The following is a 12,204-nucleotide window of genomic DNA, read 5'->3' on the forward strand; positions in this document are numbered from 1 at the left end:
CTCGGGATTTCGCTCGAGGCGGTCCGCCAGCAGGTGGAAGAGATCATCGGCCAGGGCCAGCAGGCGCCGACGGCAGCCGTCAGGGCCAGCCGGGTGAGAGGAGAGCGCGGGGACGACATGGAGACACCTCCACCTGAGGCGGCGAAGCCCTCGGAAAACGGGCGGGTTTGACTAATCGCCACATTAGGAGCGGTCCGTGTCGCGCGCTCGTCACAGTGCGCCATCGGGGCCGCCGCTGTCTGAGGGGGTGTCACCCGAGGGCGGCCACCGGACGGCTCCCGCGCCGGCCCGCCCCGTCACCGCCGGCGGCGCGGGAGCGCACGCGCCCCGGGTGAAACGATTGCCCAGGAGGCCCGGGACGCCCGGACTACTCGGCCAGTTCCTCCAGCAGCCGCACCGTCGACAGCCCCACCCGCAGATAGTCGACGAACAGCTCGTTGTGCAGCGCCCAGGAGGACCGGCGGGCCCGGATCAGCCGGATCGCCTCGTCGGCGGAGTACCCCTGGTGGATCAGGGCGTGCGCGACGACCAGCCCCGAACGGTTGTACCCGGAGTAACAGCGCACCAGCACACGGCGACCCTGCTCCAGCGCGTCGCAGGCCGCCTGGGCCAGCCGCATCACCCCCGCGAGCTGGGTTCCGTCCAGCGGCCCGTCGGGGATCGGCCACACATGGTGCTCGACACCGGGGTCGGGTCCGTACCCCGGAAGTCTGAGCAGGGTCTGCACAAGATCGAACTCGTTCCGCACGACGGCGAGTTCCAGTTTCCCGGAACGCCCCCTGAACTCGTGTCCGCCCATCCACAGGCCGGGCACGATCTCGCTCCACGGGCTGTCCGGAGCCGGTACGTCGGGCTGCTTTCCGCGGGTCCGCAACGCTGCCTCCCCCACTCCGCCTCCCACCGTTTCTCAACGGTAGCCGGGTCCTTGCCCCGGCAGCACCCCGCCTGTTCCCATGGTCAGTGGGGTGATGGTGCATGAGCGGACACCGCGGACTGCGCGTCGTACCGACCTGGCGCCACGGACAGGCACGGCTCTACGTCTGCCGGCCCGACGGCAGAAACGTCGCCTGGTACGACCGTGGGACCGCCCGCGTCCACCTCCTCAGCGAGGACGAGCGGGAGGAGGTCCTGCGCGCCCTGGCCCCCTTCCTCACGGGACCGGTGGCCATCGGCCCGCCCCCGGTCCCCACCCCGGCCGATCTCGCCCGGCTGAGCCTCCACCCGGACGACGACCTGGCCCCCAACCGCCCCGGCGAGGCCCTGCTGGTCGCCCTCGACCGGGAGTCCGGTCCCCTGCACCGCCTCCGCCCGGACCCCCGCCGCCGCGCCCTCGGCGCCGAGCAGACGGTCGGCGAGGCCCTGGACGCCCTGGACGGCGCCGGCTGGTACACCCTGCACTCGGTCCCGCTGCCGGGCGGCGACCGCATCCACCATCTGGTGATCGGCCCCGGCGGGCTCTTCGCCGTCCACGCCCTCCACGCCCGCAAACAGACCGTCCGCGTCGCCGACCCCCTGGTCACCGTGGGCCGCCGCGACCCGGTTCCCCTCCTTGGCCTGCTCCGCGCGGCAGCCGATCGCGCCTCCTACGCCCTCACGGCCGATGTCCGTCCCCTCCTGGCCCTGGCGGGCCCGGCCGACCTCCGCACGACGGCCCCGCCGAGGGACGTGCGCATCCTCCAGGCCTCGGACCTGGGCTCCCTGTCCCGCCTGGGCGGCGTGCTGAAGCCGGCGGATGTGGAGGCCCTGCACGCGGTGGCGAGGGACAGAAGGACGTGGGAACGGGTGTGACGCGGCACCGCCGCACTCCTCGTCCCTCACCCGCACGGCGACGCGGGGACGCACGGCGGTGCACGACCGCATACGGTGCGCGACCGCGCACAGCGTGACCGCACGCGGCGCGATCGCACGCGATGCACGACTGCGCATGACGCACGGCCGCACTCGGAAGACTTAGAAGTCATACGATGGTAAATCCGTAGAAAAAGTCTGAAAGGCGGTAAACGGCTCACGCCGGACCCCGGACTGCTCCGGAAGGGGCTGCACGTGCGATCCATATGGAACGGTGCCATCGCGTTCGGCCTGCTCAGGATCCCGATCAAGGTCGTGAACGCCACCGAGAACCACACCATCCCCTTCCGTCAGATCCACACGGAGGACGGCAGCCGCATCCGCTATCGCAAGGTGTGCGAACTGGAGGACCGCGAGGTCACGCAGGAGGAGATCGGCAAGGCCTACGAGGACGCGGACGGCACCATCATCCCGATCACCGACGAGGACCTGGCCCACCTGCCCCTGGCGACCACGAAGACGATCGACATCGTGGCCTTCGTCCCGGCCGACCGGATCGACCCGCTGCAGCTGGACAACGCGTACTACCTGGCCGCGAGCGGGGTCCGGGCCGCCAAGCCGTACACCCTCCTGCGGGAGGCCCTCAGGCGCAGCCGGCGGGTGGCGATCGCCAAGCTCGTCATGGGCGGCCGTGAGCGCCTGTGCATGCTCCGCGTGGTGGACGACGCCATCGCCATGCACAGCCTGCTCTGGCCGGACGAGATCCGCGCCCCCCAGGGTGTGGCCCCGGCCGTCGACGTCAGGCTCCGCGACAGGGAACTGGACCTCGCCGACACCCTCATGGACACCCTCGGCGAGGTCGACCTCGAGGATCTCCACGACGAGTACCGCAAGGCCCTGGAGCAGGTCATCGCGGCCAAGGCCGCCGGTGAGGCACTTCCCGAAGCCCCCGCACCCGCCCCCGACAGCAAGATCGTCGATCTGATGACCGCCCTGGAGAGGAGCGTCCAGGAGGCCCGGCGGGCCAGGGGCGAGGCAGTGGAGAAGGCGCCGGAGGAGGCCGAGGGCGGGGGCCTCTCCCCGCGCAAGCCGGCCCGGACCGCTTCCCGGAAGCCGGCGCCCACGGCACGGAAGGCCGCGGCGAAGAAGCAGACGCCCGAGCCGGCGCGGTCCGCGAAGAAGACCTCGGCCGCCACCGGGAAGACGGCGAAGGCCCCGGCCAGGAAGACGGCCTCGCGCAAACGCACGGCGTGAGGACGCCCCGGCACGGCTCCCGCCGCGCACGGGCGCTTCTTGTCCTCGGCCGTGCATGCCGCGGGCGGCCGGCTGCCTCCTCTCCGCCGCCTCGGCGGTCTCCTTTGGGAGAGCCTTTCGGCGCACGGACGCCGTGGCCGGCTCACGCCGGTGCCGCTCCGATGCCCGGCAGGCGCCGACGACAGGACCTGAGGACGACAGGCCCCAAGGACGACAGGACCTAAGATCCCGGCACCTCGCCGGGCGGCGGCACCTCGCCCAGGGCCGCGAGCTGCAGCCGCAGGGCCAGCCGCAGACGGGGCGAGGAGAGGTCGACGGGGGCCACCTCCTCGAGCTTGCGCAGCCGATAGCGCAGGGTGTTGGGGTGGATCCGGAGGAGCCGCGCGGCGCTCTGGGGATCGCCGAAGTGGTCCAGCCAGGCCGCGAGGGTCGCGAGATACGGCGTGCCGTGCTCCTCGTCGTGGGCGCGCAGCGCGGCGAGCGGACCGCCGAGCAGGCAGGTGTCGGTTCCGAGGGCGGTCCTGGCGCGCTCGACGACGACGGTGTCCCAGGCGTCCTCCATCAGCACGGTCCCCGCCCCGCGGGCGAGGGGGACCCGGCCGGTGCCGATCAGCCGGTGGAGTTCGACGGCTTCCGCCGTGGAGCGCGGCAACTGGTCGGGGGAGTGGGCGGGACGGCCCGCCGCGGCGTACAGGCCGGGATCGTGCGACCGTATTTCGGTGAGCACCCGCCGGAGCCAGTCGAGGGTGCCCGCACCGGCGTCGGCCGGGGTACCGGGCGTGGTCCGCTGCGCGCCCGGGGGCCGCTCGGTGACCAGGGCGAACAGCAACCCGTCGAGGTCGGCGAGCAGAGGCTGGTGCCAGCCGAACCGGCGTGCGACCGACTCCCACAGGTCCAGCTGTCTGCGTACGTCTTCGGCCACGCCGGCCGTACCGGTCCCGCCGGCCGCACGGGGCTCACCGGCCGTACCGGTCCCACGGACCGACCCGAAGGCCACCACCCGCCAGGGTCCGGCCGGCAGTGCGGTGGCCGCTCCCGGCTCCCGGACCGGGACCGTGCCCTCGCGCAGCGCCGTCCGCAGCTGTCCGGCCGACACCCGCCGCGCGATGTCGGCCTCGGCGCGCAGCCGCAGCAGATGCAGGGCCAGGACGGAGGCCACATCGCCGAGCGCACGGACGCGTTCCGGGGGAACCGGCGACTTGACCACGGCCCAGATCGAGCCGAGCCACTCGCCCCCGGCCCGTACGGGAACGATCAGCCTGGGCAGGATGCCGCCGGGCCCGGCAGGGGTCCAGACGGGGTCGCTGGAGCGGGCGAGCCGGCGGAAGACGCCGCTGGCCCGGAAGTGCGTCAGGGTCTCCGGAGGAACGCGCCGGCCCACGATGGTGGAGACCCGTGCCGGATCGGTGGTGTCCTGCCGTGCGGAGTAGGCGAGGACACGGGACTGCGCGTCCTCGATCGTCACGGGGGCGTCGATGATCTCGGCCGCCTTGTCGGCCAGTGCGAACAGGTCGGTGTGCGGACCGGGAGTGCCGAGGATGCCGGTGTCGGGCGCGAAGGCCCGGTCGATGACGCCGCGCAGCAGCCAGACGACGTGCGCCCACGAGGTGTGCGGCTGCAGTTCGACCAGCGCGGGGCCCGCCAGCCTCCGGACGGCACGGATCACCCGCGGGTCGTGCGCGACGTCCCCCTTGAGCACAAGACCCGCGGCCGTGGCCTCGGCGGCCTGCTCCAGCAGGGCGAGGGCCGCCGCCCGGTCCGTCACGCCCACCCCGAGGACGAGTTCCCCCGGCTGGCCCACGGTGTCGCCGGGTTCGGCCAGAGCGACGTCGTGCACCGCGCGGTCGCCGGCCGGAACGACCGTACGGAGAAAGCCGGCCCCCAGGGAATCCACCAGGTCGGTGACGGTGATCATGACCGGCACCCTGCGCCGCGGTACGGGGAACTGCTCATGCCCACGCGTTCCATTGTGGCCCCGGGCATGGTGCTCCGCGCATCATCGGTCCCTGCTCCATTGGCCGCCCGGCACAAAGACAACGGAGGCGGCCGGCCTCACCATCGGAGGCATCACTGCCCTGAAGGAGAGGTTTCGCATGACCCGCCCTTCCTCACCCGCTCACTCCGGCCCCAGCCGTGTCGCCGTCGTCGGCGCGGGCATGGTCGGACTGTCCACCGCCTGGTTCCTGCAGGAGCGGAACGTCAGCGTCACCGTGTACGACCGCGAGGGGGTTGCCGCGGGTTCGTCGTGGGGCAACGCCGGATGGCTGACCCCCGGCCTGGCGACGCCGCTGCCCGAGCCCGCCGTTCTCGCCTACGGGGTGCGGGCCGTGCTCAGCCCGTCCTCTCCGGTCTACGTCCCGCCGAGCGCGAACCCGAACCTGCTCAGGTTCCTGGCCGGGTTCACCCGCAACAGCACCGCGTCCCGATGGCTGCGGGCGATGCGTGCGCTCGTCCCCCTCAACAGCCTGGCGCTGCCGAGCTTCGACGCCCTGGCCGAGGGCGGTGTCGAGGCACGGACACGCGAGGCCAAGTCCTTCATCGCGGCCTACCGTACGGCCGAGGAGCGCCGGGTCCTGCTGGAGGAGCTCGAACAGATCCACGCCGCGGGCCAGACCATGGAGTTCGACGTCCTCGACGGCGACGAGGCCAGGGGGATCGAGCCGTCCCTGTCGGACCGGATCGGCGCGGCGCTCCGGCTGCACGGCCAGCGCTACATCGACCCGGGGCATTTCGTGCGCGCCCTGGCCGACGCGGTCCGTGCCCGGGGCGGGGTGATCCGGGAAGGCGCGGAGGTCGTCGGCGTACGGGACGCGGGGACCGGTGTCGTCGTCCTCACCGGCGGTGGTGAGAGCGACCGCTTCGACGCGGTGGTCCTGGCCACCGGCGCCTGGCTCGGCCGCCACGCCAGGAAGTTCGGTGTGCGCTCCGTCGTCCAGGCCGGCCGCGGGTACAGCTTCAGCGTTCCCGTGGAGCACGTACCGTCCGGTCCGGTCTACTTCCCCGCTCAACGCGTCGCCTGCACCCCTCTCGGCGGGCGTCTGCGTGTCGCCGGAATGATGGAGTTCCGCAAGCCGGAGGCACCCCTGGACGCCCGCCGGATCCACGCCATCGCCGAGGCCGCACGCCCGCTGCTGCGCGGCGCCGACCTGGACGCCCGCCAGGACGAGTGGGTCGGCTCCCGCCCGTGCACGCCCGACGGACTGCCCCTGATCGGAGCCACGCGTTCCCCCCGGGTCTTCGTCGCGGGCGGACACGGCATGTGGGGCATCACCCTCGGCCCGGCCACCGGACGGCTTCTCGCCGAGACGATCGTCACCGGCGAGCGGCCCGCGCAGCTGGCGCCGTTCGACCCGCTGCGCTGAGCGCGGGGCGGGGCTCCTTCCCCGGCCTGCCGCACCGCCGGCACCGCATCGACCGGGCCGGCCGGCGCCGACTGCCGGCCCGGACCGGCCCGGACCTGCCCGGAGCCGTGCCGACGTCGCGTCGGGGCGTGGCCGGTCACCGAGCGGTGCCCGGCGCGTCTCACGGTCCCCCCGCCGTGAGCACCCCCGTGGCCGCTCCCATCACCCGTCCGGGTGTGGAACTTTGTGCGCGTTCCAGCCGCTGTGTCCAGAGTTGGCCTTGGATGTGTCCCCTCACGGAGGCGAAGGCCATGCCGACGTACGTCACGCTGCTGAACTGGACCGAGCAGGGGATCCGGAACTACAAGGACACCACGGAGCGTGCCGAGGCCTTTGCCTCGGCGGCACAGAGGCTCGGGGCGAACGTCCTGAACCTCTACTGGACCGTCGGCCCGTACGACCTCGTGGCCGTTGTCGAGGCGCCCGACGAGGAAACCGCCACTGCGGTGCTCCTGCGGCTCGGCGGGGTGGGCAACGTCCGTACCACGACCCTGCGGGCCTTCGGCCGGGAGGAGATGAGCCGTATCGTCGCCAAGGCCGCCGGCTGAGGTCGTGTCGGGCCCTGGCCGGCCTGTTCCCCTTGTCCCGCTTGTCCCGCGACTTCCTCGCGACCGTGGCGGGGCGGCACGGGACTCCCCTCTCACCGGCGGCCCCGCGGCCGGCCGAAGGAGCAGTTGGATCAGTCGAAAGATCAGTCGAAGTAGGACTCCAGCGTGCCGCGGCGGCGGACATCGAGTGTCGCGCAGTGGAACGAGCCGCCGAACGGCGCGTAGTGCAGCAGATCGCAGGGGATCGGCTCGAACCCCCATTTCTCGAGCGCGCGCAGGGTGTCGGTGTGATGCCGCTCCGCGATGACCCGTTTGCCGTCGATCACGAGAACATTCATGTTGAGCCACTTGCCGCACATTGAGGTGATCTTGAGCAAGCGGTCGTCGATGGGGTTGGGCTCGGGGGCGATCAGAATGTCCCACGACTTCAGGACGTCGGGCAGACGGTCGACGTCGATGTATTCGGGATTGACCAGTACCTTGCCGGGGCAGAGCGGAATGAACGTCGTATCGATGTGCATGGGCGTGCGGCAGCGGCTCTCGATCTCGTGGATGCGATAGCCGGGGCCGAGGTGGCGGCGCAGCCACTCGATGCCCATCCGGTTGGTGACGTTGCTTCGTGTGACGAACAAATCGCGGCCCGCCCGCACGAAATCCGCCGCATCGAACACCGGCTCGAACTCGGTGAGGATGTAGCGCATGGGCTCGCCCGGCTCGGGGATACGGAAATCCTTCTCGAACAGCTCGTCGGTGAGCTGAGGTTTCGGTGCCGCCGTCCAGCGCGCGCCGCGACGGAAGTAATCCTTGAGAACCGTGCGATAGGAGTGCGTCTCGAAGTACCGGCACGGCCATGCCATCGGCGTCTCGATGATCTCGTCACCGATCACGAGCATGCTGTCCCGCGGACAGGTGTTGCAGAAACCGCGCGACGACCAGTCGGGGGTCTTGAAGCGTTTCCTGTGGTCGACCGCGTCCGGGCGCCTGACCGTGACGCCGAGGGCCTGCAGGAGGGTGATGAACTGATCGAGCTCCTGCTGCGCCTGCTCGACCAGCAGGCGCGGATACCGGAAGCCGGCCGCAAGCCCCTGCAGCCGTGCCGCCCACGGGGGAATGTTGCAGGCCACGACCGGGTGGTCGGAGGGAACCGTCGCACCGTCGAGACGCCCGACGATGATCTCCTCCAGCGGATCCCACTCGTTGTGGGAATTGACCGGAGAAACGAGAGGTTCCTCAGCGTCGGCAGCCGTGACCGATGGCGCCGGAATTTCGGGTTCCTGTACTACCGCCATCACACCCGCTTTCGATCCGTGGAAGTCAACGACTCACCATATCTGATGCGGAGTCAGGCAGGAAGGCATGAAGAAGCGGCGCGTGGTGGCGAAGTCGGTCCCCTTTACCCGTCCGGGGCCCGGTCCACGCGGCGCCGGGCCCGGTGTCACTCTTTCCGGGCGCCGACGCGCTCCGGCTCCTTCAGATATTCGGAGCAGCCGGGGTTCTGACAGGGACCGGGCTCCCACACGGGGACGAAGATCCCGAAAGTCTTGTGCCGTTTCTTGGCGACCATGTCCAGGGAGTGTTTGCAGACCGGGCACACAAGCCTCCCTTGCGGGCCGGTCTCATGCGCGGCTTTGCTCATTCTTCGACGATAGGCCGTCGGCGCGAAAAAGGGGACAGCACGCCTGCGCGGTCCCCGTACGGTGCGGTCACCCCGTGGTGAGGTCACCCCGCGGTGCGGTCATCGCCCTCGCCGGGGGGATCGTCCCCCTGGTCCGGCTCCGCGTGCGCGGCGCCGACGGACCCCGGATTCCCGGCCATCGCGCCCGGACGCGGTGCCGCCTCCTCCTGTGCGGCGGGAGGCGGTGAGGACGGGGCGGGCTGCCGCAGGCTGAGGACGACGGACGCGGCCAGGACGACGACGATGACCGCGAGACCGACCGGTGAGGGGATCTCCGGGACGCTGGGACTGATCAGCTTGTGGGACGCCTGGAGAATGAGTTTGACGCCGATGAAGGCGAGGATGACCGCAAGGCCCTTGTCCAGGCGGTGGAAGCGGTCCAGCAGACCGGCGAGCAGGAAGTACAGGGCGCGCAGGCCCAGGATGGCGAACGCGTTGCTGGTGTAGACGACGAAGGCGTCGTCGCTGACGGCGAGGACGGCGGGGACGCTGTCGACGGCGAAGACCAGGTCGGCGGTCTCGATCGCGGCGACCACCGCGAGAAGCGGGGTGGCCACATGCTTGCCGGCCTCCTTCACGAAGAACTTCGCCCCGGCGTACTCGTTCCGCACCGGGACGATCCTGCGGAGCAGCCGCAGCGCGACACTCCTGCCGGGGTCGAAGGTCCCCTTCTCGCCCTTGAGGAGCTTGGAGGCGCTGTAGAAGAGAACGGCGGCGAAGGCGAACAGCACCGCGGTGAAGCGGTTGATGACGGCGACACCGAGGAAGAGGAAGATCCCGCGGAAGACCAGGGCACCGAACACGCCGAAGAACAGGACCCGGTGCTGGTGGGCACGGGGCACTCTGAAATAGGCGAAGATCACGGCGAAGACGAAGAGGTTGTCCACCGACAGGCTCTTCTCCAGCAGCCACGCGGTGAGGTACTCGGTGCCGGCCGTCGTGCCGAGCACGAGGAAGACGACGCAGCCGAAGACCAGAGCGAGTCCCACCCACATGCCGCTCCAGGCGCCGGCCTCCTTGAACCCGATGACGTGCACCCTGCGGTGGGCCAGAAGATCGACGGTCAGCGACACCACCACCGTGGCGGCAAACACTCCCCACAACCAGAGCGGGACCTGGAGCACACCGGTCACCCTCTCCGGGCCCGCACCGACCGGCGGACCCTCACGCACGAGTCTTGGGCAATCCGCCGCACCGGGCAAACAGGACGTCCGGCCCGGGACACCGCACGCACTGTGGGGCAAGGCCACCGGACGCGGCCTGCTCCCAGAGGGCGAAGGCGTCAGACCTTGCCGACAGCAGCGTGTGTTCCGCAGGGGGGCGATCAGCCCTTCCGGATCCGAGGGGATGAGCACGACGACGAACCCGGAAACGGCGAGGAGGGCGACGACCGAGGAGGGCGACGACCGAGGAGAGCGACGACACGGCGGACGCCCGACTCCGCGACCGGCCCGGTCCGACTGCTCGCCGACTGCTCACCGACGGCTCCGGTACGAGTTCACTCCGCGGGGAGGGCGAGGCGCAGGACGATCTCGCCGTCGTCGATCTCCCCGGTGGGCTCGAACCCGAGCTTCTGGTAGAAGGGCCACGGTTCGCCGTCGCCGGGGCTGTAGCTGGTCAGCAGCTCGGTGGCGCCGTCCGCACGCACCAGGTCGATGACCTGCGCGAGCGCCTCCTGGCCGATCCCCCGCCTCTGGTACCGCTTGTCGATGAGGAGACGCCAGAGGAAGTGCCGCCCCTTGAAAGGACCGGTCGGCGGTCTCCACGACAGCATCACGAAGCCGACCGGCTCGTCACCGCGGTACACGGCGCGATACCAAGGGTTGGCCTCCGGCGTCTTCGCCGCCTCCTTGAGCGACTTGGACACGGACGCCACGAACTGCTTCTGGTCCTTTCGGACGCGGAGGGCACGAACGGCATCCCGGTTGTCGTCGGTGATCTCCCGCAGGTGCACACCTGGAGACCCCATGCCACACCTCGTTCCTGCATCCGGCGGCTGTGCCGTCCGGGCCGACGTGAGGACTGCCGTCGGGCGGCATTCCCTTGCCGCGCGTACGCACGGCCAAGGACGCCGGCCCGGGCGCCCGCGCAGCGTATGCGACACAGGCGATCCACAGCGGCACCGGCACGCCGGGTCCCGATACGGTTTCAACGAGGTGGTGCGCGAGAGGGTGAGTGTCCTCGTCGGTGGGTGGCACGCTCTGCCTCGGCGCCCACGGCCAATGGGGCGCGGTTCTCGTGCACCGGTTGTTCACGAGGTCCCTCGGCGCCGTCCGAGCTGCCTGGACGAGGTACTGGTCCGGCTGTGATACGCGCACACAGGGGATCGTGCGCACCTGGACCGGGACCAGGGCGCCTTCGGCCTCAGGCGACCGCGGGACCGGCCCCGTGGCGTGCGTGGAGCCGCTTCACTTGGTCGACCCAGAAGGCGACCTTCTCGCTCTCGGATGCGCTCAAGGACAGGAGGCCGAGCTCCTTGGCCAACTGATAGAAGCCGGTGCCGGCGTCATTGGAGTCCAAGTAGACCACTAGTGCCGAGAGCATCACAGGGGGCTCCGAGGGAGCGATTTCCTGGTCTCGTTCCACGATCAGTCCGAGCAGATGCCCCATCGCGGCTCGCTCATCGGCACGCTTGAAGTCGAAGGGCCGGCAGCCGGTGCGCCTGACCAGCGTCGCATTGAGCTCTGTGTACGAGGTGAGCTTGCCCAGTCTCGCTCGCTCGATGAGGAAGTTGCGTCCGGCCTCTACCAGCTCGTCCCATTCGCTGTCCGCGCGCCCGTACACAGACATTCCGCCCCCTTGCGCCGCATCGCTCCGTGAGCGGGAACGTACAGTGCCGGCGCAGCCGCCCACAATCGCTCAATAGGTGGATCATTACGACCCTGAGGCAGGAGGAAATATCTTCGTATCTCTACTGCGCCATCACCCTTGGGAGGAAACCTGCGCGATGGTGAGGTTCTGCCCCATGGCTTCATCGGCGGCAGCGGTGGCGCGTCTGCCGCTGCCGGTCGTCGTCGGCCCGCGCAAACCCGGCTTCGCTGCCGGAGGGCCCGAAGGACCCCGATCGCGGCCCTCCGCTGGCAGAAGCTGAAAAAGCTGAAGGCGCCCGAGGCGCCGACCCCCGGGGCCGTCCAGCTCTTGCGGCGAAACCGGCGTTTCAGATGAAGACGGCAGGATTTTCCCGCGTGTCAGAGGAGATCGGATCCATCCAGCCGGAGAAGGCTGCCACCCGATGTGTACAATCTGCTGTTCATTCGAAGCTCTCAATTCGTTCATGCATGGAGTGCGGAAATCTTGAGACGAACAGTGAGGTTTTCTCAACGCCTTTCGTTCCATGCGTTGTTGAGGACGAGGGCGGCCTGAGCGATGGCTCCGATGCGGCTGGGGCTGAGCGTGACATGGTGCAGGGCGCGCCAGCGCTGTTTGAGTTCGGCGGCGGCTCGCTCGCCCAGGGCTCGGATGCCGCGCAGGAGCCGGTTGTGGGTGCGGGTGTCCGGCGCGAGTGGGGAGGCGATGTCGGGGTGCGGGCGGAAGGGGG

General features: G+C 70.5%; 12 protein-coding genes. 4 read left to right on the forward strand and 8 right to left on the reverse strand.

The genetic code is table 11. The features are described 5' to 3' along the window. Positions 1 to 367: 367 nt before the first annotated feature. Positions 368 to 874: a protein-tyrosine phosphatase family protein gene (locus tag ABD224_RS27865; RefSeq protein WP_344054823.1), complete on the reverse strand. Its 507-nt coding sequence runs from the start codon at positions 872 to 874 to the stop codon at positions 368 to 370. 101 nt (positions 875 to 975) lie between these two features. Between ABD224_RS27865 and ABD224_RS27870 the strand changes: the two genes are divergently transcribed. Both ABD224_RS27870 and ku read left to right on the forward strand, forming a co-directional pair. After that, on the forward strand, positions 976 to 1,788 hold the full coding sequence (locus ABD224_RS27870) for a nuclease-related domain-containing protein (RefSeq protein WP_344054825.1): 813 nt from the start codon (positions 976 to 978) through the stop codon (positions 1,786 to 1,788). 255 nt (positions 1,789 to 2,043) lie between these two features. Continuing rightward, positions 2,044 to 3,042, forward strand: a complete 999-nt coding sequence (ku, locus tag ABD224_RS27875) for a non-homologous end joining protein Ku (RefSeq protein ID WP_344054827.1) — start codon at positions 2,044 to 2,046, stop codon at positions 3,040 to 3,042. A gap of 220 nt (positions 3,043 to 3,262) precedes the next feature. Here ku and ABD224_RS27880 read toward each other — a convergent pair whose 3' ends face one another. Next, on the reverse strand, positions 3,263 to 4,957 hold the full coding sequence (locus ABD224_RS27880; protein ID WP_344054830.1) for a PucR family transcriptional regulator: 1,695 nt from the start codon (positions 4,955 to 4,957) through the stop codon (positions 3,263 to 3,265). Between the two features lie 178 nt (positions 4,958 to 5,135). Between ABD224_RS27880 and ABD224_RS27885 the strand changes: the two genes are divergently transcribed. After that, complete coding sequence (locus ABD224_RS27885) at positions 5,136 to 6,404, forward strand: NAD(P)/FAD-dependent oxidoreductase (RefSeq protein WP_344054832.1); 1,269 nt, start codon at positions 5,136 to 5,138, stop codon at positions 6,402 to 6,404. Between the two features lie 290 nt (positions 6,405 to 6,694). After that, positions 6,695 to 6,991, forward strand: coding sequence for a GYD domain-containing protein (locus ABD224_RS27890; protein WP_344054834.1), 297 nt, complete (start codon positions 6,695 to 6,697; stop codon positions 6,989 to 6,991). A 143-nt stretch (positions 6,992 to 7,134) separates the two neighbouring features. On the opposite strand, the gene ABD224_RS27895 is transcribed toward ABD224_RS27890, so the two are convergent. The 6 genes from ABD224_RS27895 to ABD224_RS27920 all read right to left on the reverse strand — a co-directional run. Further along, entirely contained in the window at positions 7,135 to 8,280 is a 1,146-nt protein-coding gene (locus ABD224_RS27895; protein WP_344054836.1) for an amidinotransferase, read from the reverse strand. A 146-nt stretch (positions 8,281 to 8,426) separates the two neighbouring features. Continuing rightward, complete coding sequence (locus tag ABD224_RS27900; RefSeq protein WP_344054838.1) at positions 8,427 to 8,627, reverse strand: hypothetical protein; 201 nt, start codon at positions 8,625 to 8,627, stop codon at positions 8,427 to 8,429. A gap of 83 nt (positions 8,628 to 8,710) precedes the next feature. After that, positions 8,711 to 9,790, reverse strand: coding sequence for a TerC family protein (locus ABD224_RS27905; protein ID WP_344054840.1), 1,080 nt, complete (start codon positions 9,788 to 9,790; stop codon positions 8,711 to 8,713). 374 nt (positions 9,791 to 10,164) lie between these two features. Further along, positions 10,165 to 10,635 carry a GNAT family N-acetyltransferase gene (locus tag ABD224_RS27910; RefSeq protein ID WP_344054842.1) on the reverse strand — a complete coding sequence of 157 codons (471 nt, stop codon included), beginning with the start codon at positions 10,633 to 10,635 and terminating at the stop codon, positions 10,165 to 10,167. Positions 10,636 to 11,030: 395 nt separating this feature from the next. Then, positions 11,031 to 11,456 (reverse strand): hypothetical protein, encoded by a 426-nt coding sequence (locus ABD224_RS27915; protein WP_344054844.1) that lies wholly within the window; start codon positions 11,454 to 11,456, stop codon positions 11,031 to 11,033. 527 nt (positions 11,457 to 11,983) lie between these two features. Beyond that, positions 11,984 to 12,204 (reverse strand): transposase family protein (locus ABD224_RS27920; RefSeq protein ID WP_344054846.1); only part of this gene is annotated, 221 nt, incomplete at its 5' end.

This window comes from Streptomyces thermoalcalitolerans, from assembly GCF_039525155.1.
GTDB classification, from domain to species: domain Bacteria; phylum Actinomycetota; class Actinomycetes; order Streptomycetales; family Streptomycetaceae; genus Streptomyces; species Streptomyces thermovulgaris.

Excerpts from the sequence above, each read along its gene's own strand:
- ABD224_RS27915 (WP_344054844.1), bottom strand. The coding sequence starts at position 11,456 with ATGTCTGTGTACGGGCGCGCGGACAGCGAATGGGACGAGCTGGTAGAG.
- ABD224_RS27885 (WP_344054832.1), top strand. The coding sequence starts at position 5,136 with ATGACCCGCCCTTCCTCACCCGCTCACTCCGGCCCCAGCCGTGTCGCC.
- ABD224_RS27895 (WP_344054836.1), bottom strand. The coding sequence starts at position 8,280 with ATGGCGGTAGTACAGGAACCCGAAATTCCGGCGCCATCGGTCACGGCT.
- ABD224_RS27910 (WP_344054842.1), bottom strand. The coding sequence starts at position 10,635 with ATGGGGTCTCCAGGTGTGCACCTGCGGGAGATCACCGACGACAACCGG.
- ABD224_RS27900 (WP_344054838.1), bottom strand. The coding sequence starts at position 8,627 with ATGAGCAAAGCCGCGCATGAGACCGGCCCGCAAGGGAGGCTTGTGTGC.
- ABD224_RS27880 (WP_344054830.1), bottom strand. The coding sequence starts at position 4,957 with ATGATCACCGTCACCGACCTGGTGGATTCCCTGGGGGCCGGCTTTCTC.
- ABD224_RS27890 (WP_344054834.1), top strand. The coding sequence starts at position 6,695 with ATGCCGACGTACGTCACGCTGCTGAACTGGACCGAGCAGGGGATCCGG.
- ABD224_RS27870 (WP_344054825.1), top strand. The coding sequence starts at position 976 with ATGAGCGGACACCGCGGACTGCGCGTCGTACCGACCTGGCGCCACGGA.